General features: G+C 73.6%; 20 protein-coding genes. 9 read left to right on the top strand and 11 right to left on the bottom strand.

From position 1 onward, the window contains the following. Positions 1 to 7: 7 nt before the first annotated feature. Positions 8 to 502: a GbsR/MarR family transcriptional regulator gene (locus OG309_RS17215; RefSeq protein WP_329421863.1), complete on the top strand. Its 495-nt coding sequence runs from the start codon at positions 8 to 10 to the stop codon at positions 500 to 502. On the opposite strand, the gene OG309_RS17210 is transcribed toward OG309_RS17215, so the two are convergent. Together OG309_RS17210 and OG309_RS17205 are read right to left on the bottom strand one after the other, a co-directional pair. Then, the gene (locus tag OG309_RS17210; RefSeq protein WP_329421861.1) at positions 472 to 1,836 is read right to left on the bottom strand and encodes a hypothetical protein; all 1,365 of its coding nucleotides are present in this window, start codon (positions 1,834 to 1,836) and stop codon (positions 472 to 474) included. The genes OG309_RS17215 and OG309_RS17210 overlap by 31 nt on opposite strands. Positions 1,837 to 1,877: 41 nt before the next feature. After that, a complete protein-coding gene (locus OG309_RS17205) occupies positions 1,878 to 2,687 on the bottom strand; it encodes a diacylglycerol kinase (protein WP_329421858.1) in 810 nt (269 codons plus the stop codon). 143 nt (positions 2,688 to 2,830) lie between these two features. Here OG309_RS17205 and OG309_RS17200 point away from each other — a divergent pair, with 143 nt between their 5' ends. Then, on the top strand, positions 2,831 to 4,117 hold the full coding sequence (locus OG309_RS17200; protein ID WP_329421856.1) for an adenylosuccinate synthase: 1,287 nt from the start codon (positions 2,831 to 2,833) through the stop codon (positions 4,115 to 4,117). Between the two features lie 185 nt (positions 4,118 to 4,302). On the opposite strand, the gene OG309_RS17195 is transcribed toward OG309_RS17200, so the two are convergent. After that, on the bottom strand, positions 4,303 to 5,133 hold the full coding sequence (locus tag OG309_RS17195; protein WP_329421855.1) for an oxidoreductase: 831 nt from the start codon (positions 5,131 to 5,133) through the stop codon (positions 4,303 to 4,305). 92 nt (positions 5,134 to 5,225) lie between these two features. On the opposite strand from OG309_RS17195, the gene OG309_RS17190 reads away from it, so the two are divergent. After that, entirely contained in the window at positions 5,226 to 6,203 is a 978-nt protein-coding gene (locus OG309_RS17190) for a LysR family transcriptional regulator (protein ID WP_329421854.1), read from the top strand. Here OG309_RS17190 and OG309_RS17185 read toward each other — a convergent pair. Further along, positions 6,200 to 8,062: a serine/threonine-protein kinase gene (locus tag OG309_RS17185; protein WP_329421853.1), complete on the bottom strand. Its 1,863-nt coding sequence runs from the start codon at positions 8,060 to 8,062 to the stop codon at positions 6,200 to 6,202. The genes OG309_RS17190 and OG309_RS17185 overlap by 4 nt on opposite strands. A 44-nt stretch (positions 8,063 to 8,106) precedes the next feature. Further along, positions 8,107 to 9,588 (bottom strand): substrate-binding domain-containing protein, encoded by a 1,482-nt coding sequence (locus OG309_RS17180; RefSeq protein WP_329421852.1) that lies wholly within the window; start codon positions 9,586 to 9,588, stop codon positions 8,107 to 8,109. Positions 9,589 to 9,790: 202 nt separating this feature from the next. Here OG309_RS17180 and OG309_RS17175 point away from each other — a divergent pair, with 202 nt between their 5' ends. Next, positions 9,791 to 10,732 (top strand): NADP-dependent oxidoreductase, encoded by a 942-nt coding sequence (locus OG309_RS17175; RefSeq protein WP_329421850.1) that lies wholly within the window; start codon positions 9,791 to 9,793, stop codon positions 10,730 to 10,732. A gap of 43 nt (positions 10,733 to 10,775) precedes the next feature. On the opposite strand, the gene OG309_RS17170 is transcribed toward OG309_RS17175, so the two are convergent. Next, entirely contained in the window at positions 10,776 to 14,192 is a 3,417-nt protein-coding gene (locus OG309_RS17170) for a hypothetical protein (protein WP_329421848.1), read from the bottom strand. Positions 14,193 to 14,418: 226 nt separating this feature from the next. On the opposite strand from OG309_RS17170, the gene OG309_RS17165 reads away from it, so the two are divergent. After that, positions 14,419 to 15,309: a glycoside hydrolase family 19 protein gene (locus OG309_RS17165; RefSeq protein WP_329421845.1), complete on the top strand. Its 891-nt coding sequence runs from the start codon at positions 14,419 to 14,421 to the stop codon at positions 15,307 to 15,309. A 9-nt stretch (positions 15,310 to 15,318) separates the two neighbouring features. On the opposite strand, the gene OG309_RS17160 is transcribed toward OG309_RS17165, so the two are convergent. Both OG309_RS17160 and OG309_RS17155 read right to left on the bottom strand, forming a co-directional pair. Further along, on the bottom strand, positions 15,319 to 15,615 hold the full coding sequence (locus OG309_RS17160; RefSeq protein ID WP_329421843.1) for a hypothetical protein: 297 nt from the start codon (positions 15,613 to 15,615) through the stop codon (positions 15,319 to 15,321). Between the two features lie 13 nt (positions 15,616 to 15,628). Beyond that, the gene (locus OG309_RS17155; RefSeq protein ID WP_443067574.1) at positions 15,629 to 16,012 is read right to left on the bottom strand and encodes a DUF397 domain-containing protein; all 384 of its coding nucleotides are present in this window, start codon (positions 16,010 to 16,012) and stop codon (positions 15,629 to 15,631) included. Positions 16,013 to 16,300: 288 nt separating this feature from the next. Here OG309_RS17155 and OG309_RS17145 point away from each other — a divergent pair, with 288 nt between their 5' ends. Further along, positions 16,301 to 17,092 (top strand): DUF2785 domain-containing protein, encoded by a 792-nt coding sequence (locus OG309_RS17145; RefSeq protein WP_329421841.1) that lies wholly within the window; start codon positions 16,301 to 16,303, stop codon positions 17,090 to 17,092. Between the two features lie 57 nt (positions 17,093 to 17,149). Here the strand turns inward: OG309_RS17145 and OG309_RS17140 are convergent, their stop codons facing one another. After that, positions 17,150 to 17,614, bottom strand: coding sequence for a MarR family winged helix-turn-helix transcriptional regulator (locus OG309_RS17140; protein ID WP_329421839.1), 465 nt, complete (start codon positions 17,612 to 17,614; stop codon positions 17,150 to 17,152). Further along, on the bottom strand, positions 17,611 to 18,252 hold the full coding sequence (locus OG309_RS17135) for a DJ-1/PfpI family protein (RefSeq protein ID WP_329421837.1): 642 nt from the start codon (positions 18,250 to 18,252) through the stop codon (positions 17,611 to 17,613). The genes OG309_RS17140 and OG309_RS17135 overlap by 4 nt, the downstream gene beginning before the upstream one ends. 141 nt (positions 18,253 to 18,393) lie before the next feature. Between OG309_RS17135 and OG309_RS17130 the strand changes: the two genes are divergently transcribed. The 3 genes from OG309_RS17130 (at position 18,394) to OG309_RS17120 (ending at position 21,364) form a co-directional block, all read left to right on the top strand. Beyond that, complete coding sequence (locus OG309_RS17130; RefSeq protein WP_329421835.1) at positions 18,394 to 19,755, top strand: aspartate aminotransferase family protein; 1,362 nt, start codon at positions 18,394 to 18,396, stop codon at positions 19,753 to 19,755. 66 nt (positions 19,756 to 19,821) lie between these two features. After that, entirely contained in the window at positions 19,822 to 20,529 is a 708-nt protein-coding gene (locus tag OG309_RS17125) for a GntR family transcriptional regulator (RefSeq protein WP_329421834.1), read from the top strand. 181 nt (positions 20,530 to 20,710) lie between these two features. Continuing rightward, complete coding sequence (locus tag OG309_RS17120; protein WP_329421832.1) at positions 20,711 to 21,364, top strand: hypothetical protein; 654 nt, start codon at positions 20,711 to 20,713, stop codon at positions 21,362 to 21,364. 240 nt (positions 21,365 to 21,604) lie between these two features. On the opposite strand, the gene OG309_RS17115 is transcribed toward OG309_RS17120, so the two are convergent. Further along, positions 21,605 to 22,333, bottom strand: coding sequence for an SLATT domain-containing protein (locus OG309_RS17115; RefSeq protein WP_329428383.1), 729 nt, complete (start codon positions 22,331 to 22,333; stop codon positions 21,605 to 21,607). Positions 22,334 to 22,529 lie beyond the last annotated feature (196 nt).

Here is a 22,529-nt window from a genome sequence, read left to right as displayed (position 1 = left end):
GGAAGGCATGACGACGACCAACGAAGAGGCGGTCTCCCGCTTCGTCGAGCGCTTCGCCGCCGAGCTCACGGAGGCCGGCATGCAGCGCATGGCCGCCCGCGTCTTCGCGGCGCTGCTGGCCTCCGAGACGGCCTCGATGACCTCGGCCGAGCTGGCCGAACGGCTCCGGATCAGCCCCGCCGCGGTCTCCGGCGCGATCCGCTACCTCAGCCAGGTCAGCATGGTCACCCGGGAGCGCGACCCCGGCACCCGCCGCGACCGCTACGTCCTGCACAACGAGCTCTGGTACGAGACCTTCACCCGCCGCGACCAGATCCTCACCCGCTGGGAGAAGGTCCTCAAGGACGGCTCGGAGGCCCTCGGCCCCGACACGGCGGCCGGCACCCGGACGGCCGAGACGGCCGAGTTCTTCGAGTTCCTCCAGCAGGAGACGCTCGGCCTGATGGACCGCTGGCGGGCCCGCAAGCAGGCTCAGGGAGCCGGGACCCCCGAAGCCCCCTGAGGCGGGGCGAGCCGCTCCAGGTACTCCCGGGCCGCCGGATCGCCCGGCCGCAGCTCCTCGAACGGCCCGCAGGGCCACAGCGGCCGCCCCTCGATCCAGGGCACGACCACCCGACCGCCGTGACCGGCGCCCTCGGGCCCGCCCCGCAGCTCCACCAGGCCGGACGGGCCCGCGGGCAGCCCCTTGCGGGGTTCCTTCGGCGTGCCCGGCGGATACAGCCGGACCACCCCTTCGGGCCGGTCCTCCGGCTCCCCGCCGTACGGGAACAGCACCAGCACCGGAGCGCCGCCGACCGGGTCGAACAGCAGGGCGTACCGCTTCGGTACGGGATCGGCGGCCCGCGCGGCCCGGGCGAGCAGCGCGGCGGTGGCGCGGCCGGAGGCGAGGAAGCTCCGGCCGGAGTACAGGACGGCGCCCACGCCGAGCGCGATGACGGCGTACGCCACGACGGCGGGGTAGTCACTCGTACGGCCCAGCATCAGCAGCCCGGTCACGACGGGGACCGGCGAGACCAGCAGCCTCGGCAGCCCCGACACGCGCCGCAGCGAGCGCACCCGCCACCACGGCACGGTCCGCACGTCCGCCTCGCGGCGCGGCGGCCGGCCGGCCGCCGGGAGGGCCTGGCGCCGGGCGGCGGCGGCAAGGGCGGCGTAGGTCGGGAGGCGCCGGGCGTGCGGTTCGGGCCGGGCTCCGCCCTCGGCGTCGCTCCCGCTCACGGTCCCGGGGACGGTGACGGTCCCCGGGACGGTGACGGGGGAGGCCGCCGGTCCGACGGCCGCCGGTCGGGCGAAGAGTCCCGCGGTCGCCGCGAGCCCGATGGTCCGGTTGCGGGTGTGGTGGCCGCGTACCGGCCGGGCCCAGACCAGCTCCTCGCCGCCGGGCGCGGCGATCACGCCGCCCCGGTCCGGGTCGCCGCACCACCACAGCACGCCGTCGGGGCCCGGCAGCACCCGCTCGTACCGCTGCTTCGCCGCCGCCAGGGCGAACGGCCACGCGTGCCCGCCGTCCGGGTCGCCCAGGACGATCGACGGAGGCACCATGCCGCCGCGGACGACCGCCACGGCCGGGTGGGCCGACCACGGTCCCGTCGCCAGCGCCCGCCGCATCCGCCCGGCGTTCCGCAGGGCACTGAGGGCGATGCCGAGCGCGATCAGGCCGGCGACGCCCAGGCCCGCGGCCGCGTCCGTCGCCCAGGAGGCCTCGATCGGCAGCAGGAGGAGGACGAGACCGGTGACCACGAGGGCCGCCCCCGCCCACGTGCCCCGTTCCGCCTGCCTCCGGTAGCCCCCGAGCCCCCGCCGGGTCGCCTCCCGGTTCAGCGCGCACTCCACCACGAACCCCCCGTTTCCCTGTGATCACGCACCCCTCGGGGAGGCTAGACCGCGCCGGCCTCCCGGGGAAGCGTGAGCCCCCAGGACCCGGCCCGGACCGTCCACTCCCGCCGCCGCACCGGCCCCGACACCGTGGCGTCGGCGCGGTAGCGGAAGTCGGGTCCGGTGACCGTCAGGGTCTGGGCGGTGGCGTGCACCGGCGGGGCGCCGGCCGGGGCGAGGGTCAGGGCGGCCGAGCCGCCCAGGGCGCGCACGGTCAGGCCCTCCAGCGGGGTGTCCACGTCGCTGAGCAGCACTCCGTCCGCCTCCACCCGCAGCCGGTGGGCGCGCGCCAGGAGGGGCGCGGGAGCCGGGCGGACCAGGGTGCGGACCAGGGAGCGGCAGGTGTCCCAGACGGTGGGCGGCGCCGCGGCGAGCAGGCGGGCCGCCGGGACGTCCAGGCGGTGCAGGACGACCCCGCCGCTGTCGTCCACGAGCAGGTCCAGGCGGCGCGCCACGCCGTCCAGGACCGTCCGGGCGGCCGCCACGGTGCCCGGCGGCACGCCGAGCGCGCGGGCGACCTGGAGCCGGTCCGGAGCGCCGATCGGGACGAGCGCCAGGGGCGTGGGGGAGGGCTCGCGGTCCCGGTGGAGCAGGGTCACCGCACGGAGCAGCGCGCGGTCGTCGCCGAGGACGACGGGGCGCCGGGAGCCGCGCCGGGACAGGAGCCTGGCGAATTCCTCCGGACCGTCCGGCAGGCAGATCTTCGTTTCCGCGCCGGCTGACAGCACATCCTTCGCGATGCGCACGGACTCGCCGTCCATTCGGCGGGCGACCGGGTCGATGATGACCAGCAGCTGGTCGTGATCCGACACCTCGGTCCTTCCTCGGGTAGCATCTTTGTGCAAGAGCCCCTTGCGCTATTGCGCCAGGGGCTTCGTCTATTCCGGGGCACACCGGTGAGGCGGCGTACGCCCCCTGACCTTGGACATGCCCCACCCGGAAGGGGTGTACGCCTGTGCCCGCACTTGTGCTGCTCGGTGCTCAGTGGGGTGACGAGGGCAAGGGAAAGGCCACCGACCTCCTCGGTGGATCCGTTGACTATGTGGTGCGCTACCAGGGCGGCAACAATGCCGGCCACACGGTCGTCGTAGGCGACCAGAAGTACGCACTGCATCTTCTCCCTTCCGGAATCCTCTCCCCGGGGTGCACCCCGGTGATCGGAAACGGTGTCGTCGTCGACCCGGCGGTCCTGCTCTCCGAGCTGAGCGGACTGAACGAGCGCGGCGTGGACACGTCGAAGCTCCTGATCAGCGGCAATGCCCACCTGATCACCCCGTACAACGTCACGCTCGACAAGGTGACGGAACGGTTCCTCGGCAAGCGCAAGATCGGTACGACCGGTCGCGGCATCGGTCCGACCTACGCCGACAAGATCAACCGCGTCGGCATCCGGGTCCAGGACCTGTACGACGAGTCGATCCTCTCCCAGAAGGTCGAGGCGGCGCTGGAGGGCAAGAACCAGCTGCTCGCCAAGCTGTACAACCGCCGCGCGATCGAGGCGGAGCAGATCGTGGAGGAGATGCTCCAGTACGCGGAGCAGATCAAGCCGTTCGTCGCGGACACCACGCTGATCCTCAACAAGGCGCTCGACGACGACAAGGTCGTGCTCTTCGAGGGCGGCCAGGGCACCCTGCTCGACGTCGACCACGGCACGTACCCCTTCGTCACCTCCTCGAACCCGACCGCCGGCGGTGCCTGCACGGGTGCGGGCGTGGGCCCGACGAAGATCAGCCGCGTCATCGGCATCCTCAAGGCGTACACGACCCGCGTCGGCGCCGGCCCGTTCCCGACCGAGCTCTTCGACGCGGACGGCGAGGCCCTGCGCCGCATCGGTGGCGAGCGCGGTGTGACCACCGGCCGTGACCGTCGCTGCGGCTGGTTCGACGCGGTCATCGCCCGCTACGCGACCCGCGTGAACGGCCTGACCGACTTCTTCCTCACCAAGCTGGACGTGCTGACCGGCTGGGAGCAGATCCCGGTCTGCGTCGCGTACGAGATCGACGGCAAGCGCGTCGAGGAGCTGCCCTACTCGCAGACCGACTTCCACCACGCGAAGCCGATCTACGAGATGCTGCCGGGCTGGTCCGAGGACATCACCAAGGCCCAGACCTTCGCCGACCTGCCGAAGAACGCGCAGGCGTACGTGAAGGCCCTGGAGGAGATGTCCGGCGCCCCGATCTCCGCGATCGGCGTGGGCCCGGGCCGCACCGAGACGATCGAGATCAACTCGTTCCTCTCCTAGTCCGACAGGCCGACAGGCCGAGAGTCCGACAGGCCGAGAGGCCCAGAGGGCTGGAGGCCCGGAGGCCCGGAGGCCTGGAGGCCGCCAGGCTGTGAGCCCGAGGGCCCGCGCCCCGTCTTCACGACGGGGCGCGGGCCCTCGGTGCGTCCGCGGCTACGTCCGCGACCGCCGTACGGTCCTGCGCCTCACGCGTCGAACCCGGTCTCCCGACCGACCTTCTCCCAGGCCGCCAGGTCGCCCCGCACCTGCTCCAGGTGCCCGTAGATCGTGTCGATCGAGTCGGAGCCGAGCGCGAGCCGCAGCGGCGGCTCCTCGGCGCCGAGGGCCGCGAGGACGGCCGCCGCGGCCTTCGCCGGGTCGCCGGCCTGGCCGCCGTCGCCGCCCTCGACGAAGGCGCGGGTGGCGCCGACCGTGTCGGCGTAGTCGGCGATGCTGTCGGTGCTGAGGCTGCCGTTGCCGAAGAGCGAGGTGCGGAAGGCGCCGGGCTCCACGATCAGGACGCGGATGCCGAGCGGGTTCACCTCGGCGGCGAGCGCCTCGGACAGGCCCTCCAGGGCGAACTTGGTGGCGCTGTAGGCGCCGAAGCCGGCCATCGACATCTGCCCGCCGACGCTGCTGAGCTGCACGATCGCGCCGGACCTGCGGGCCCGCATGTGCGGCAGGACGGCCCGGGTCAGCGCGGCCGGCCCGAAGACGTGCACGTCGAAGAGCGAGCGCAGCTCGGCGTCGTCCGTCTCCTCCACCGAACCGACGTGGGTGCGGCCGGCGTTGTTGACCAGGACGTCGATGCGCCCGTGGCGCTCCGCGACCTCGGCGACCACCCGGTCGACGGCGGCGTGGTCGGTGACGTCCAGGGCGACGGCCTCGACCTGGTCGGGGTGGGCGGCCACCAGGTCGTCCAGGGTGCCCGTACGGCGCGCGGCGGCGACCACGACGTCTCCGGCGCCGATCGCGGCCTCGGCGAAGGCGCGCCCGAAGCCGCTGTTCGCCCCGGTGACCAACCAGACCCTGCTCATGTGTTCTGTTCCCCTCGTAGCCCGATCTCTGTCAACGAGACTGCGGGCAAAGGGCGTTGTCCGTCCAAGATCCACTGTGATAGCCAGAGGGCATGACGAGCAACGACGTGCACGGCCGGGATCTGCGCTACTTCGTCGCGGTGGCCGAGGAGCTCCACTTCACCCGCGCCGCCGAACGGCTCTACGTCTCCCAGCCCGCGCTCAGCAAACAGATCCGCGCCCTGGAACGGCAGCTCGGCACCGCCCTGTTCGACCGCGACCGGCGCACCGTACGCCTCACCGGCGCCGGTGCGGCCCTGCTGCCGCACGCGCGGGCGGTGCTCGCCGCCTGGGCGGAGGGCGAGACGGCCCTCAAGGAGGTCCGGGCGGCCCGGCACGCCACGCTCGTCATCGGCATGTCCACCAGCCCCGGCCGCGGCGGGCTGCTCCCCGCGATCCGCTCCCGCTTCACCGAACGGCACCCCGAGGCCCGGCTCCGGCTGCGCCAGGTCGGCTGGGAGGACCCCACGGCCGGCCTCGCCGACGGCACCAGCGACGTGGCCTTCGTCTGGCTGCCGCTCGCCGACGCCGAGCGCTACCGCTGGGTCGTCGTCGCCACCGAACCGCGCCTGGTCGCCCTCCCCGGGACCCACCCGCTCGCCGCCCGCGCCCGCGTCCCCTTCGCCGAGCTCCTCGACGAACCCTTCCTCGCCCTCCCCGAGGACAGCCCCGAACTGCGCGACCACTGGCTGGCCGTCGACGCCCGCGGCGGCCGCCCGCCCCGGATCGGCGCCGAGATCGCCTCCGCCGACGAGACGTACGAGGCCCTCGTCGACGGCCTCGGCGTCTGCCTGGTCGCCACCGGCAACGCCCCGCTCCTCGCCCGCGACGGCGTCGTCACCCGCCCCGTCGACGGCATCTCGGAGTGCCGCTTCGCCCTCGCCTGGCGCGCCGACGACCCCCGCCCGGCCGTCCACGACTACGCCCGGGCGGCGGGGGCGGTGACGGGGGCGGCGGCCAAGGCGGCCACCGGGCCGGCGGGCGGGTCCGCGGCGCCGGCCACCGGGTCGGCCGGCGCGGCCGCCCGCTAACCCCGCTGGTACTCCCCCGGCTCCCCGTCCGCCGACATCCCGTAGACGAGGAGCCGGTCCTTGCCCTGGTAGCGGACGATGCGCAGGTTGGTGGAGCCGTCCTCGACGCAGTCCGGGTCCCACACGTCCGGGTCGCGGGTCTGGGGGCCGACGACGAGGAGCGGGCCCGCGCCGCCGACGACCGCGGTGGCGGTGCAGTTGACGTTCTCGGACGTGTTGTTGCCGTCGGAGTCGGTGCGCGGGTACGACTGCTCGACGCGGACGAGGGGGGCGCCGACCGGGCCCTGGGAGACGGTCAGGCGGTTGACCCAGCGGTCGGCCTCGGGGGGCGCCGTCCCGCCGAGCGGCACCTGGTTCCAGGTGCCGAGCAGCGTGGCCGGGACGACGGCCGCACCGGTCCCGGCGCGCTGGAACGTGCTCCTGGCGACGCCGGAGCTCCACTCGACGACCTCGTTGGCCCGCAGCCGGAGCGTCTGGCGGGCGGCCGGGGTGCAGCGCTGGGCGGGCACGCTCGCGGTGATCTCGGCGTCGCCCAGGACGAGTTCGGCGTCGGTGGCGGAGAGCAGCACGGCCCGCCCGATGCACAGGCGTTCCCCGGTGACATGGGTGTAGACGGCGCTCCTGCTGCCCGCCGCGCCCTGGCTGATCTCGATCCGGCTGGTCTCGTACGGGGCGTCCGCGGCGCCCCGCAGGACACCCTCCCAGGCGCCGAGGAACGCGGCCGGGACGATCCCGGCGGGGCGCCCCGGGGCGGAGCTCCCCGCGCCGCGCCCCTTGCCGTCCGTCCCGCCGGTCCCGCCGCCCGTGTACGGCCAGGAGGCGTACGCGAGGACGGCGGCACCCACGACGGCGAGGGCCGTGAGGGCGGCGGTGAGCCCGCGCCGGCGGCGGCGCGGGGCGGTGTCCGCGGCGGGCTCCGTGGCGGCCTCCGGGGCGGGCGGCGCGGTGCGTTCCGCGACCGGCGCGGCCTCCGCCTCGGTCTCCAGGAGCAGGGCCGCGTGGCGGCCGAGTCGGGCCAGGAGGTCGGCGGGCAGCCAGGGCTCGGTGACCTGGAGGGTGTCGACGAGCTCGGTCGCGGTGGGCCGCCCGGCGGCGTCCTTGGTGAGGCAGGCCCGGATGAGCCCGCTGAGTTCGGGCGCGAGGTCCGTCAGGTCGGGCTCGTCGTGCGCGATGCGGAACATGGTGGCGTGCACGCCGCTGTCCGCCCCGCCGAACGGGGTCCGCCCGGTCGCCGCGTACGCGAGGACGGAGCCCAGGCAGAACACGTCGGAGGCGGGCGTGAGCTTCTCGCCCCGCACCTGTTCGGGGGACATGAAGCCGGGGGACCCGACGACCGCGCCGGTGCTGGTCAGGCCGCCGTCGGTGACGGTGTCGACGGCCCGCGCGATGCCGAAGTCGATGATCTTCGGGCCGTCGACCGTCAGCAGGACGTTCGAGGGCTTCAGATCGCGGTGGACCAGCCCCGCCGCGTGCACGTGGACGAGGGCGCGGGCGAGCCCGGAGGCGAGGGTGCGGACGCTGTCGGGCGGCAGCGGCCCGTACTCGTCACCGACGACGGTCCGCAGCGAGGGACCCGGCACGTATCCGACGGCGACCCAGGGCAGTTCGGCCCCGGTGTCCGAGCCGAGCACGGGCGCGGTGCCGGTGCCGCCGACCCGCTCCAGCGCGGCGACCTCGCGGGCGAACCGGCGCCGGAACTCGTCCTGCGCGGCGAGCTCCGCGTGCACGACCTTCACGGCGACCGTGCGCCCGCCGGCCGAGCGGGCCAGGAACACCCGGCCCATGCCGCCCACGCCGAGCCGGCCGATCAGCCGGAACGGCCCTACGGTGACCGGGTCTTCCGCGTTCAAGGGATCCACGTCGACAGAGAATGCCAGACGGGGACGCGGACGGGTCCCGCTGCTCACCCCTCGCCGCAGATCCTGAGGCCCTTCGGGGTGGCGCACGGCAGGTGCCCGTGGGTGCTGATGACGGCCTGGCCGCCGCCCCGGCTGAGGAAGGTGAGGAAGCTGGAGGTCAGCGAGTCCGCGGGCGGCACGCCCCAGGTGTAGGCGTACTCGATCTCCCGGTACGGGTAGGGCGAGGAGCCGATCTCGTCCACGTTCGGGCGCCGCCCGTCGACGCCGACCCGGTGCAGGCCCTTCAGGCCGCTGCCGGAGCGCAGTTCGCTGTAGCCGATGGCGCCGGGGAGCGTGGCGACGGTCGACAGGACCTGGTCGGTGCTGTCGAGCTCGCAGCGCACGACCCGCGCCTCGGGGTCGTCCTTGTGGGTGCAGTCGCGGGAGGAGTTGGCGGGCTCGTTGCGGCCGAGGACCCGCCGCTGGAAGACCTCGCGGGTGCCGGAGTTGGCGTCACGGCTGACCAGCCGCACGGGGAGGTCGGGCCCGCCGAGCTCGCGCCAGTTGACGACGTCGCCGCGGTAGACGCGCCGTACCGCCTCCAGCGACAGGTCTGCCAGCGGGACGTCGTCGTTGAGGACGAGGGTGAAGAGGGAGACGGCGACCATGCTCTCGCGCAGCTGGGGGTAGCCGTCCGGCTTGCGCCCGTCGGACAGGGCGATGAGCGCGGGTGCGCCCTTGGCGTTCTTGGCGCCCTGCTCGGCGAGCTCCCGTATCCCGGCGGTGGAGCCGTGCACGTCGACGAGGACGGTGGCGCCCTCGCAGTCCTCCTCGTACTGCCGGGCCAGGTCGCGCATGACGGGCGCGAAGGCCGTGGAGCCGGTGACGGTGAGGGTGCCGTGCGCGCAGCCCATGGGCGGCGGGGCGTCGTCGCGGACCACGATGATCGAGGCGAGGACGATGACGCAGACGGTGAGGACGATCGTCACGGCCCGGGCGGCGCGGCTGAAGGTGGGCGGGGTGTGGTCCAGGGTCGTGCTGTGGTTGATGTGGATGTCGCCGTCGCGGAGGCCACCGGTGACGGTGACGGGGGTGTCGACGGGCCCGCCGGTGAGCAGGGCCAGCAGCTTGACGTACTGACCCCGGTTGAGCGGCACCTTGGGGAGCCGGACCTGGCTGCCGCCGTGGCTCAGGGCGGCGGAGGTGAAGGGCGCCTCGGTCGCGGCGACCGCCCGTACCCGCCGGGGGCCGAACTCCACCGTCAGCCCGTGCTCCTCCAGCTGGTAGTCCTCGCGGCCGATGGAGACGGCCCCGTCGTTCTCGATCCGCAGCAGGACGAGGGTGGCGTCCGCCATGTCCGGCTGCCCGTGGAAGAGCCCCACGTCGGGGTTGTCCCGCTCGCCCACGGGAGTGTCCAGTTGCACGCGGTAGCCGATCCGCTTGCGGCGCGGCACCCGCCGCTCGATGGCGAGCACGCCGAAGGTCACCACGACGCCGAGCAGCGCGGTGACGACGGCGATGACGTTCTCGGGGCTGACCCAGTCCACGGGCGCCACGGTACGGACGCGCGTACGAGCCGGTGGGGCGGCCGACGATCCCGCCACCCGGTGTTCGTCCTTCCGTCAAGTTCACCGCCGCTTTCCCGCAGCTTCTCCGCGGGAGGTCCCCCGCATCCCTCACCCCTGTTGCCGGGGGTGCCGGGCGTGGGTGTAATGGCCACGAGGGGGCTGCCGCAGGAGGAGAAACCCCATGCGTGTCGTCGAAGTCACCGCCTACGGCGGACCCGAGGTCCTGAACATGGCCCGCCGCCCGGAACCCGAGGCCGGGGACGTGCCGGGCAAGGTCCGGGTACGGCTCAAGGCGGCCGGTGTGACCGTGGCGGACCTGAGGATCAGGTCCGGCCTGTACGTCGACGCGCTCGGCGGCCTGCGGCCCCCGTTCGTCCTCGGCACGGACTTCGCGGGCCGCCTCCTCGACCCGGCCGGCCCCCTGGAGGTAGGCACCCGGGTGGCGGGCTTCATGCCCTGGTTCGACGAGCTGACGGGCGAGGGCACGTACGCGGAGGTCGTCCGCGTCGACCCGGCGTGGCTGGCGCCGATCCCGGAGGACGTCGACTTCACGGCCGCCGCCTCCGTCCCGCTGGCCGCGATCACCGCCCGCCAGGGCCTCGCCAAGCTGGCCCTCCCCCCGGGCTCCACCCTCCTCGTGACGGGCGCCAGCGGCGTCGTCGGCCGCTTCGCCGTCCAGCTGGCCGCGGCGGCCGGGCTGCGCGTGGTGGGCGTCTCCTACGAGGGCGACGAGAGCGAGCTGAAGGTCCTCGGCGCCCAGCACTGCGTGCCGCGCGGAGACCCCGCCAAGGTGCTCGCCGGGGTCCTGGAGTACGCCCCCGAACGCGTCGACGGCGTCTTCGACGGCGCCCTCGTCGGCACGCCGGTGGTGGCCGCCCTGAAGGACGGCGGCCGCTTCGTCTCCCTGGCCGCCGACCGCACCCCGACGGCCGAACGCGACATCGAGGTCCACACGGTCGTCGGCCGCCCCGACGCGGCCGCCCTGGCCGGCATCCTGGAGCAGGTGGCGTCCCGCGAGCTCATCACCCGGGTGGCCGACGTGATGCCCCTGGAGGAGGCCGCCGAGGCCCACCGCAGGGCGGAGTCGGGGCACCGGCCGGGGCGGATCGTCCTGATGATCTGAGCCCGGCCCCGACCGGTGCGCCCGCCGTGCGCGGGCGTGCGGACTACTCCGCGAAGAACCCCTGCACGTCGGCGATGACGTCGGCCGTCCCGCCGTGGTTGTAGAACGTCACCTTCCCGTCCTTCACCGGCACGATCACCAGGTTGGAGACCGTCGCCCCGGCCGGCACGTTCAGGTTCGACGCGCTGGTGCGGGTGGTGTCGTACGGGTAGGCCGTGACGAAGGTGTTCGCCGTGGTGTTGGTGGCGGTCACGTTGAGGACGACCGCCGTGGCACCCGTCGCCGGGATCCCGGCCTTGCCGGCCACCGTCAGGGTGACCGTGCCGCCCGCGCCCAGCTTCGCCTTGGCGACGCCGGTGCCCGCGCGGGTGTCCATCAGGCGCTGCGGGTACAGCGACGAGTTGAGGGAGCCCACCCGGTCGCTGGTGTAGTACCCGGCCACGTCGGCGATCAGGTCGACCGAACCGGCGTGGTTGTAGAGGTCGACGCCGCCGTCCTTGACGGGCACGATCACCAGGTTGGAACGGGTCTCGCCCGCACCGGGGTTGAGGTGCGAGCCGACGACCGCCGCGCCCTTGGGGAGGGCGGTGACGAAGGTGCCGGCGGAGACGTTGGTCGCCGTCACGTTGAGGACGACCGCCGTGACGCCCGGGGCGTCCAGCTCGGTGCCCTGGAAGGACAGGCGGGCCCGGGAGCCGCCCGTGACCTTCGCCTTGGGCGTGCCGAGACCGCTGCGGGTGTCGAGGGCCCGCCAGGGGGTCATCGGCCGGTACAGCGCGTTCGCGTCGGTCGCCGTGTTCGCCCCGGCGAGGTCCGCGACGAGGTCGACGGTGCCCGCGTGGTTGTAGAAGGTCACCTTGCCGTGGTCCAGCGGAGCGACGACGAGGTTGGAGACCGTCTTGCCCGCCGCCACGTTGAGGTTCGACGCGGAGGAGCGGCCGAGGGAGCCGTCGTACGCGGAGACGAAGGTCCCGGCGGTCGCGTTGGTCGCGGTGACGTGCAGGGCCACGGACGTGGTCGTGTCCTTGTCGACGCCCGGCACGCCGGACAGGTCGAGGGTGATCGTGCCCTTCGCGCCGACCTTGCCCTTGGCGACGCCGGTGCCGTTGCGGGTGTCGAGCACCCGGCGCGGCGACAGGCTGGTGAAGCTGGACTCCGCCGGGGACGTGCCGCCGCGCAGCACGACGTCGCCGCTCACCGTCGTCGGCGCGGCGGAGGCGCCGTCGGGGCGGGCGGTCAGCGTCCAGGTGTACTGGCCGTTCGCCATGAGCGCGCCGGCCTTGTCCTTGCCGTTCCAGCTCGGGCGCAGCGCCCGCCCGTCCGTGCCGGAGGCCAGCGTGGTGACCTTGCCGGTGGTGTGGTGGCGGGCCGTGAGGGTCCAGTCGCCGAAGGGGCGGGAGGGCATCAGGGTGTCGAGGACGGCCGGGGTCTCCGGCTTCCGGCCGTCGACGAGCGCCGCCGGGGTGTCCTCGCGGGTGAGCAGCGTCAGCGGCTGGCGCGCGATGCCGCTCGGCACCACGTGCACCTGGCCCTGGGGGTCGGCGTACGCGAGGTGGCCGCCGAACTCGTCGACGGTCCAGGTGACGCGCCGCTGCGAGCGGCCCGTGTCGGGGAGGCTGCCCACGACGCGGGTGACGGCGGGTCCGGCGGTGTCGGCGCCGGTGAGGACCAGTTTCCCGGCGGCCTTGTCGTGCGTGACGACGTAGCCGTCGCCGAGGAGGGCCTCGTCGGACGGCACGGTCCGGTTCGCCTTCTCCGTGCGGTCGTAGACCCCGGCGGGGCCGCTCGCGCCGCAGGACCAGTAGAGCCAGCGGCCGACGGCCTGGAGCTCCTCGGGCACGCAGGGCGCGCCGGTGTTGAGCGTCTCGACCGTCTTGCCGGTCTTCAGGTCCTTCGCGCTCACCGCGCCCTTGTCGGCGCCGGCGCTCCACAGCCAGGACCCCCACAGGGCGGACGCGACGGGCGCGCGCTCCTCCAGGACCTGGGTCTTCTCGTGGTCGGCCTCCATCCGCAGCACGCGCTGCTTCGTGGACGCGTCCTTCTTGACGTCCACGACGACGTACGGACCGCTGAGGTCGCGGACGCGCGCCACGCCGCCCGGGTAGGCGGAGCGGAAGGACGGCTTCTCCCAGCCCTGGACGGTGAGGTAGCCGTCGCTGCCGCCGATGTGGGTGAGGAAGCCGCCGTCGCCGGTGGGCCAGTACTCCTCGCAGGCGGTGTCGCCGGCCGGGCAGGGGTCCACCCACAGGCTCTCGGTGGAGCGCTTGCCGGCGGTCAGGGCGCCGCTCGTGCTCAGGCCGCGGCTCCACGCCCGGCCGGTGGTCGACGAGTCGTCGCTGCGGTCGATGACGGCGAGCTGCCCCTGGGCGAGCGCGAGGCGCTCGACGGGGACGGGCTTGCCGGGGACCTTCTTCAGGACCGAGATCGCGGGCTTGCCGTCGGGGCCGGCGGTGATGCGGCGGACGGCCCAGTCGGAGTTGTCGGGGCCGCCGACGACGACCGCGCTGTCACCGCCCTGGCCGATGCCGCCCCAGGTGTCGCCGGTGAGCAGGTCGACGGGCGCGCCGCCCTTGAGCGGGACGGCCTGGACCTTGCCGTACGGGTTGTGCACGACCCAGTCGCCGACGAGGGCGACCTCGTTGCCGTACACGGGGACGGGGACCTCGGTGAGCGGGGCCGTGGGGTTGGCGCGCGAGCCGACGAGGACCTTGCCGGTGCGGTAGTCGCCGTAGAACAGGACGTACTTCGACGAGATCCGGGCCCGCGAGTAGCCCGCCGGGACGGCCGGGAAGCGGCCCTGGGCCTTGCCGGTCGTGGCGTCGACCAGCGTGTAGGCGCGGTGGCCGCTCAGGTCGGGGCCCTGGAGCAGGACCGCGGACGCGTCGCCCGCGACCGCGGGACCGTACTCGACGCCGGCCGGCTCCTCGACGACCAGATCGGCGGTGCCGCCGTCGGCCGTCGCCGAGAGGATGTGGGTGCGGCCCTGGGCGTCGTCGCCGACCGCCCGAGGCCCGTAGACGTTCGTGTCCTTGAGCCCCGCGGGCAGGGCGAGGGTCTCCACCCGGCCGTCGGCGTGGCGCAGCTCGACCTTGTCGGCCGTCACGAAGGCGAGCGCGTCCGCGCCGGTGCCGCGTCCCGAGCCGGTCGCGGACGCGATGCCGGGGATGTCGAAGGTCTTGCCGTCGGAGAAGCGCGTCCAGACCGGCTGGTTGCGCCCGTCCTCGCGGACGAAGACGCCCTCGGTTCCGACGCTGTCGGCGTCGCCGTACTCCGCCTGTCCGGCCTGGTAGACCCGCTCCCAGAGCGGGTTGTTCTTGACGGCTGCCGGGACGACCAGCTCCTGCGGGACCTCCGGCGTGTCCGCTGTGGCCGGTGCGGCGAGCGGTATCAGGCCACCTGCGGCGACCGAGAGTCCGAGCGCGGTGAGCGAAGCCCTGCGCGCGAGGGTATGACGAACCACCTGGTGTACTCCCCGTTTTCCCCTGGGTCGGGCCTGGCTGTCCCCGGCCCATGATGCTGTTGATGCCTGCGCTGCCTCTGGTGTGTGGTCAACCCCCCAGGCAGGCCGAAGGGGAGCGTAACAGCGGACGCCTGTATACGACCGGTGGGTAATGTCTGGTCTAGACCTTGACAGGTTCAGACCAATCGCGCTTCGCTGGCCCTTCCCCCACCGGAAGGAAGAGCGCATGCTGCGACGTCTTCTCACCGCCTTCGCCGCGATCTGTACGGTCGTCGGCCTCGCCGTACTCCTCCCCGTCACCCAGGCGGGCGCGGCCCCCGCCTGCGTGGGCGCCTGGAACTCCTCCAGCGTCTACACGGGCGGCATGACCGCCTCGTACAACGGCCACAACTGGTACGCCAAGTGGTGGACCCAGAACGAGCGTCCCGGCACCACCGACGTCTGGCGCGACGAGGGCACCTGCGGCACCGGCGGCGGCACCGACCCCGGCAACCCCTCCGGATTCGTCGTCTCCGAGGCCCAGTTCAACCAGATGTTCCCGAACCGGAACCCCTTCTACACGTACGCGGGCCTCGTCACCGCCCTCAAGTCGTACCCGGCCTTCGCCACCACCGGCAGCGACACGGTGAAGAAGCAGGAGGCCGCGGCCTTCCTCGCCAACGTCAGCCACGAGACCGGCGGCCTCTACTACATCGTCGAGCAGAACACCGCCAACTACCCCCACTACTGCGATACGACCCAGCCCTACGGCTGCCCGGCCGGCCAGGCCGCCTACTACGGCCGCGGCCCCATCCAGCTCTCCTGGAACTTCAACTACAAGGCCGCGGGCGACGCCCTCGGCATCGACCTGCTCAACAACCCCTGGCGCGTCGAGCGCGAACCGGCCGTCGCCATGGCCACCGGCCTCTGGTACTGGAACACCCAGAACGGCCCCGGCACCATGACCGCCCACAACGCCATGGTCAACGGCGCGGGCTTCGGTCAGACCATCTGGGCGATCAACGGCAGCCTGGAGTGCAACGGCGGCAACCCGGCCCAGGTGCAGAGCCGGGTCACCAAGTACCAGCAGTTCACCCAGATCCTGGGCGTCCCGGCCGGGGCGAACCTGTACTGCTGACCTGCCGGATCAGCAGGGGGCGCTGATGTTGCCGCAGTAGATCCAGCCGCTCCGCGGGCTCGTCACGTGGTACCAGCGGTTGCCCGAGGAATTGATCTTGCTGGAGTCCCAGTAGACGTCCTCGCCGTACGAGGTCTGGTACACGACCCCGCAACTGGCGGCGGCACAGCTCCTGATCGGTCCGCCGATCGACATCGCCCACCCGGCGGTCTCCCCCGTGGGGGCCGCCTGGGCGGGCACCACGGCGGTCGCGGACATCATGGCGCCGGCGAGAACACCGGCCGCGGCGAGCTTACGGAAACGCATGATGGCTCCTCCGTCACGGGGGCCCCGGGGTTCCGGAGCCCGACGGGGCGCCACTCTTGCCGCGGCTGCCGAGACCGCGGAAGGCCGGCTGCCGTCCGGGACACGTCCCGGACGGCACCCTCGCCTGTCCCGGCAGGTCAGCCCTGCCCGGCGAGGAACGAACCCCAGGCGCCCGGCTCGACCGCGAGGTGGGGCCGTCCTGGACCTTGGAGCCACGGAGGTGGACGGCGTGGGGGCAGGCGGCGACTTCGACGCAGCTGCCGCCGCCATCGTCGCTGGAGGAGGACTTGTGCCAGTCGAAGGCCACCTCGATGCAGTTGCCGCCGCTGCCGTCGCTGTACGGGGACGTGAACCAGCTCAGGGTGGACTTGCTGACCGGGTGAACCAGACGCTCCATCGCGCTGAGCGCCGCGGGGGCGACCCGGGGCCGGTCGTGACGGAGGCGAACGGGCGGCGCGGGGTGTGCTTCCTGCTGCCGTCGGGGTCGACGTCGCACCGTTCGTGGCCGCGTGGGGTGACCCGCTTCAACGCGGTTCCCGCGCATGTGAGTTACGTACCGGTCCCGGCGTCGACGGGGAAGACCTGGCCGCTGTCGTGGCGGTTCCCGCCGACGGAGCTCTTCGCGGATCCGTACGCCGAGAGTTATTCGCAGCGCGGCTAGCCGCAGTCCGATTATCGTGCGGGTGTGACCGACTGGAATGGCGTCGTCGACGCCGATTACGCCGTGCCCGCCGACCGTGATCTGGGCGAACTGGTCGGGGAGTTGTCCCGCGCCCTCGCCGATCCGGACCCGGAGGTCCGGGACGGCGCGCCCTACGGGGTCCTGTACACGTGGCTCCAGCGCGGGGTGATCGACGAGCGACGGCGGCTGGAGCTGGGTGACGAGATGGCCGCCCGGTTCGGGGATCCGGAGGTCCAGGCCCGTACGTTCGCGCCGCTCGTCCTCGACATGGTCGTGAGCGCCGGCGGGTTCCGTGCGGAGTGGGTGGACGCGTTCGCGCGCTGGTACCCGTCCGAGCGGGATCTGCGCGGCCACGACGAGAAGCTGGGCTGGCTGCACGCGGTCGCGCACGGCGCCGATCTGCTGGACAGGTTCGGGCGGCACGCCGAGGTGGACCCGGTGCGGATGCTGGAGCTGGCCGCCGCGCGGATGACGGCGCCGACCGACCACGTCCTCGACCAGCTGGAGGACGACCGGCTGGCGCGGGCGGTCGCGCACGTCCTCACCCGGACGGACCTGAGCGAGCGGGACGCGACGGGGTGGCTGGACGCGGTCGACGCGGAGTTCGGCGCCGACCGGATCGTCACGCCGGTGCCCGCCCACCTCTCCAACTGCCTGCGCACGCTGCGCCTGCTCTACGTCCTCGCGGACCGAGGTGTGCGCGCGGACCAGGAGTCCGAGCCGGAGCCCCTGCACCACGGCGCGGCCGTGAAGGCCCGCCTCGCCGAGGTCCTGGACCGGATCGTCAAGCGCTGATCCCGGCGCTGGTCCCGGCGCTGATCCGGCTCTGACCCCGCGCTGATCCTGCGCCGGTCAGGAGGGGTCCGGCCCGTCCGCCTCGATCGCGTCCATCGCCCCGATCAGCCGCTCCAGCACCCGTACCGTCTCGTCGAACGCCTCCTGGCCGCCCAGCTCCCGCAGGAGCCGCGCGGCCAGTTCCGCGTGCCCGGGGTCGATGCGGCGGACGGCGGCGCGCCCGGCCTCGGTGGGGGCGAGCAGCTTGGCGCGGCGGTGGGCCGGGTTCGGCTCGTAGGCGGCGAGGCCCTCCTTGACCAGGAGGTCCGCGATCCGCTGGACGCTCTGGCGGGTGATGCCCATGGCGCGGGCGATGCCGGAGACGGGGAGCGGCTCGGGGAGGACGGCGCCGAGGACCTGCCACCAGGCGGCGGTGAGTCCGGCCGGTTCGGCGAGGCGTTCCGACACGGCGAGGAACTGTCCGTTGAGCCGGAAGACGCCGAGGGCCGTGCGGGAGAGGGCGTCCTGCGGGTGCCGGCTCACGCGTTCAGCTCCGCGAAGGCGGCCGGGTCCGAGTCGTGGAACAGGCGGAACCAGGCGTCGCGCTTGCCCTCGTACGCGCCGAGGCGGGCGAAGATCTCGCGGGCGAAGGCCACCGGCTCGGTCGGACCGGCGGTGATGAGGTCCCCGGCGGTCACGGCGTCGGCCTCCACGTAGTGCGCGGCGCCCGCGTAGCCGGTGGCGGCGAGGTAGAAGGAGGCCGCGCTGGTGTGGGGGAGGGAGTCGAGCAGGCCCGCGCGGGCGAGGCCGGCCGTGGCGCCGCAGATCGCGGCGACCGGGACGCCCCCGTCGAGGAAGGCGCGGGCCTTGGTGGTGAAGGGGGCGAGCTCGTCGCCCTCGTCGTACTTCTCGGCGCCCGGGAGGATCAGCAGGCCGCTGTCGGCGGGATCGAGCGCGTCGAGGGAGAGGTCCGGGACGATCCGCATCCCGGCGAGGGTGGTGACCGGCTCCCCGGCGGCCGGGCCGACCGTGCGGACGGTGAAGCCGGCGCGGGCGAGCCAGGCGGTGGCGTGGCCCGTCTCCCAGTCGGCGAGGGTGTCGTAGACGGCGAGATGGACGGTCTGCGCGGCCTCGGGCGTGTGGGTCTGCGGGTGCGGGGGTGTGCGCGTCTCCTCGTTCATGACAGCAGCCTGTCACTATGACAGCTTGCTGTCAATAGGAGTCTCCTCGCGGACCCGTCCGGCAACCTGTCTCGTCCGTCCCGGTCTCGGTGGACAAGATGGCCATGGCCCGCCCCACCTGCGCTTCCTTACCCTCGACATATGACCCCTCATGTCGAGCCCGACCCCCAGGCCGGTGCGGCCGTCAAGGCCGCCGACCGCGCGCACGTGTTCCACTCCTGGTCCGCCCAGGGCCTGATCGACCCGCTCGCCGTCGCCGGCGCCGAGGGTTCGTACTTCTGGGACTACGAAGGAAACCGCTACCTCGACTTCACCAGCGGTCTCGTCTACACCAACATCGGCTACCAGCACCCCAAGGTCGTCGCCGCGATCCAGGAGCAGGCCGGGAAGCTGGCGACCTTCGCGCCCGCCTTCGCCGTGGACGTCCGCTCCGAGGCCGCGCGCCTCATCGCCGAGCGCACCCCGGGCGACCTGGACAAGATCTTCTTCACCAACGGCGGCGCCGAGGCCGTCGAGAACGCCGTCCGCATGGCCCGTCTGCACACGGGCCGTACGAAGCTGCTCTCGGCCTACCGCTCGTATCACGGCGCCACCTCCACCGCGATCAACCTGACCGGTGACCCGCGCCGCTGGGCCTCCGACACGGCCTCCGCCGGCGTGAAGCACTTCTGGGCGCCGTTCCTCTACCGCTCGCCGTTCTACTCGGCGAACGAGGCCGAGGAGAGCGCCCGCGCGCTCCAGCACCTCGAGGACACCATCGCGTTCGAGGGCCCGCACACGGTCGCCGCGATCATCCTGGAGTCCGTGCCGGGCACCGCCGGCATCATGACCCCGCCGCCCGGCTACCTGGCCGGCGTGCGCGAGATCTGCGACAAGTACGGCATCGTCTTCATCCTCGACGAGGTCATGTCCGGCTTCGGCCGCACCGGCAAGTGGTTCGCCGCCGAGCACTTCGACGTCGTGCCCGACCTGCTGACCTTCGCCAAGGGCGTGAACTCCGGCTACGTGCCGCTCGGCGGCGTCGCCATCAGCGAGAAGATCGCCGCCACCTTCGACAAGCGGCCCTACCCGGGCGGTCTGACCTACTCCGGTCACCCGCTGGCCTGTGCCGCCGCCGTCGCGACGATCAACGTCATGGAGGACGAGAAGGTCGTCGAGCACGCCGCCCGCATCGGCGAGACCGTCCTCGGCCCCGGCCTGCGCGAGCTCGCCGAGCGCCACCCGTCCGTCGGCGACGTGCGCGGTCTGGGCGTCTTCTGGGCCCTTGAGCTGGTCAAGAACCGCGAGACCCGCGAGCCGCTCGTCCCGTACAACGCGGCGGGCGCGGACTTCGCCCCCATGGCGGCCTTCGCGGCCACCGCGAAGAAGAACGGCCTGTGGCCCTTCGTCAACATGAACCGCACCCACGCCGTCCCCGCCTGCAACGTCTCCGAGGCGGAGGCCAAGGAGGGTCTGGCGGCCCTCGACGCGGCCCTGACCGTGGCCGACGAACACACGGTGTGACGGGAGAGGCCCCCTCCGTGCCCTGGACTAGGGTGTCCGGGAGCCGGACGGAGGGGGCCGACCACCATGCCCGCGAGCGGAGCTGTCACCCGCAACACCTTGCGGCAGCAGATCGCGGACGCGCTGCGTGACGAAGTCCTCGCGGGGCGTCTGCGATCCGGCGAGGAATTCACCGTCAAGCAGATCGCCGAGCAGTACGGGGTGTCCGCGACCCCCGTCCGCGAGGCCCTCGTCGACCTCTGCGCCCAGGGGCTGCTCGACTCCGACCAGCACCGCGGCTTCCGCGTCCACGAGTTCTCGGTCGCCGACTACCGGGGCATGGTCGAGGCCCGCATGCTCGTCGTGGACGGCATCTTCCGCCGCGACGCCCCCGCCACCCCGCCCGCCGAGCCCGACCTGTCGTACGGGGTCACGCTGGTCTCGATACGCCGCCGGGGCGAGGCCGCCGCCCGCGCGGCCCGCGCCGGCGAGCTGGAAGTCCTCATCGGCTACGACATCCGCTACTGGCGCGAACTGGGGCGGCTGGTCTCCGCCAACGACCACATCGCCGGCTTCCTGCACCGGCTGCGCGTCCAGGCCTGGGTCTTCTCGGTGCCCCGCCTGCGCGCCGACCGCGAGTTCACCCGCTGGCTGTGGAGCGGCCACGTGGAACTCGTCGACGCGATCACGCGCGGCGACGCGGAGTGCGCCGTCGCCGTCGTACGGGAGTACAACGCACGGTCGCTGGAGTGGGCGGAGCGCCTGGAGCGCCTGGAGCGCCTGGATCGGCAGTAGCGGCCGCGGCGCCGGCAGCGGCCGCGGCACCGGCCCGGCCGAGCTGTGCCGGGGCGGGTTGAGGGGGTTCCTCCAGGGGCAGTTCCCCGGCGGGGTGTGCGGGGCCGGAGGGCCCGACTACCCTGGCCGTCCCTGAACACCGCCCGTACCGACCCCGCAACTGACGGAGAGCGAGCCTCCCTTGGCCTGTGACCTGTGGCTGGTCCCCCTCGTCGACGTGCTGTGCCACAGCGCCGACAACCCCTTCGCCGAAGAGATCGCCGCCTACGACCACGCCCTCACCACGGCCGGCCTGCCGACCGTGCCCGTCTACGCGTACATGCCGGGACTCTCCGGGGACGTCGCCCCGGTCGCCGGCTTCGACTACGAGGCCCTGCACTTCCTGCGCCGGGCCTACCTGCTGCAGATGTGCGGACTGCCCGTCGAACCCGTCGGGGAGCTCGGCGGCGACTACGAGCAGCTCCTGGAGATGTTCGAGGCGACCGCCCAGCAGTCCCACCTGGTCTGGCACTACGACCACGCGGGCGCCTACGTGCCGGTCGACTTCCCCGCACCGCTCTCGAACGACGAGCTCCTGGAGGGCGGCGGCCCGCTGGGCTCCTCGCACGGTCTGCTGCGCGAGCTGCAGTTCGTCGCGCCCGCGATCGGCATCGACCCGGCGAACCCGCCCGCCGCACCCCAGGCCCCGGAGCGTCCCACCGCCCTGGAGGAGCCCGCCGCTCCCGTCCCGTACCAGGACGACAGCCCCTTCGCCCGCGAGCGGCACGTCTGGCTCGGCCTCCACGCCGCGGCCACCCGCAGCCTGGGCCAGGGCTCGATGATCGTCCTGAGCTGACGCCCGGGCGTCACCCCGCCCCCGGCCGGGCAGACATCAGGCCAGGGGGGCGCCGTACCCGTACGGGACGCCCCGTACGGGCCGCGTCCGGCAGGGACGCCCGGCAGGGCCGTCGGGCAGGGCCGTCGGGCAGGGCCGTCTCGGGTAGAGCCGTCGGGCAGGGCCATCTCGGGTAGAGCCGTCTCGGGCAGGCCGTCGGGTAGGCCCGTGTCGGGTAGGGACGGCCTTCCGGCAAGGGCCTCAGCGCGGCTCCGGCGGGCGCTGCCGCGGCATGTTCGGCCGGGTGCCCGGGGGCAGCGGGAAGCGGCCCGAGGGGTGTCCGCTCTCGGGGCGGGGCGCCGAGGTGCCGACCGACTGGAGGGCCAGCGGGGCCGGGCCCGAGCGGAACTCGACCATCCAGTCCGCCGTCTCCGCCCGGACCAGTTCCGTCACGTCCTCCGAGAAGCGGCGCAGTACTCCCAGGCAGCGTTCGGCGGCCTCGCTGGCCGTGCCCTCGGTGGGGCCGAGCACCTCGCGGACGCTCTCCGACGCCCAGTCGAACTGGAGCGCCTGGAGGCGCCGCTGCACCGCCTGCGCGGTCGCCACGTCCCTTATCCAGCCCGAGGTGAGCCCGAAGTACCGGTCGCAGGCCAGGCAGGCCGCGCCCAGCAGCAGCGAGAGGTAGCCCCAGCCCGCGGTGCCCTCGGCGGCCTTGGTCAGGTCGAGCAGCGGCAGCGCGGCGCCCGCGATCACCCCGAGGGCCGTACCCACCCGCAGCGCGCGGGCGCAGCGGCGCTTCCAGACGCGGTCGGACAGGTACCACTCGGCGGTGCGCAGCGCGTTCGACTCGACCCAGCGGTAGAGCTCGTCGAGGCGTTCGGCGGGCTCGCCCCAGTCGCCGAGGGGGAAGGGCGCCCCGGTCAGGTCGCGGTCCGGCGCCGGACCCCCGGCCTTGTCCGGGCCTTCGGGATTCCCCGGCTGCGGCTGCATGTCCGGCTGCTGGCTCACCGGGGAACTCCTCTGTTCAGCTCAGCGCTCGTGTCCTTCTGTGACGTGCGGTGCACGTGGTGCCTGCCCTTCCTACCGCCGAATGGTGGGCTGTGGGCCCGGAATCCCGGGATTTCCGCCCGCAAGAGGGTCTTGATCAGGTAGAGGAGCCCGCAGTTTCTCACTCGAAAGTGTTGTG

Source organism: Streptomyces sp. NBC_01268 (assembly GCF_036240795.1).
Taxonomy (GTDB): Bacteria; Actinomycetota; Actinomycetes; order Streptomycetales; family Streptomycetaceae; genus Streptomyces.
Note: the sequence above shows the minus strand (reverse complement) of the source record. Positions and strands in the feature narration are given on the sequence as shown.

Excerpts from the sequence above, each read along its gene's own strand:
- OG309_RS17175 (WP_329421850.1), top strand. The coding sequence starts at position 9,791 with ATGCGTGTCGTCGAAGTCACCGCCTACGGCGGACCCGAGGTCCTGAAC.
- OG309_RS17165 (WP_329421845.1), top strand. The coding sequence starts at position 14,419 with ATGCTGCGACGTCTTCTCACCGCCTTCGCCGCGATCTGTACGGTCGTC.
- OG309_RS17160 (WP_329421843.1), bottom strand. The coding sequence starts at position 15,615 with ATGCGTTTCCGTAAGCTCGCCGCGGCCGGTGTTCTCGCCGGCGCCATG.
- OG309_RS17130 (WP_329421835.1), top strand. The coding sequence starts at position 18,394 with ATGACCCCTCATGTCGAGCCCGACCCCCAGGCCGGTGCGGCCGTCAAG.
- OG309_RS17215 (WP_329421863.1), top strand. The coding sequence starts at position 8 with ATGACGACGACCAACGAAGAGGCGGTCTCCCGCTTCGTCGAGCGCTTC.
- OG309_RS17135 (WP_329421837.1), bottom strand. The coding sequence starts at position 18,252 with ATGAACGAGGAGACGCGCACACCCCCGCACCCGCAGACCCACACGCCC.
- OG309_RS17125 (WP_329421834.1), top strand. The coding sequence starts at position 19,822 with ATGCCCGCGAGCGGAGCTGTCACCCGCAACACCTTGCGGCAGCAGATC.
- OG309_RS17195 (WP_329421855.1), bottom strand. The coding sequence starts at position 5,133 with ATGAGCAGGGTCTGGTTGGTCACCGGGGCGAACAGCGGCTTCGGGCGC.
- OG309_RS17155 (WP_443067574.1), bottom strand. The coding sequence starts at position 16,012 with ATGGAGCGTCTGGTTCACCCGGTCAGCAAGTCCACCCTGAGCTGGTTC.
- OG309_RS17190 (WP_329421854.1), top strand. The coding sequence starts at position 5,226 with ATGACGAGCAACGACGTGCACGGCCGGGATCTGCGCTACTTCGTCGCG.
- OG309_RS17115 (WP_329428383.1), bottom strand. The coding sequence starts at position 22,333 with ATGCAGCCGCAGCCGGGGAATCCCGAAGGCCCGGACAAGGCCGGGGGT.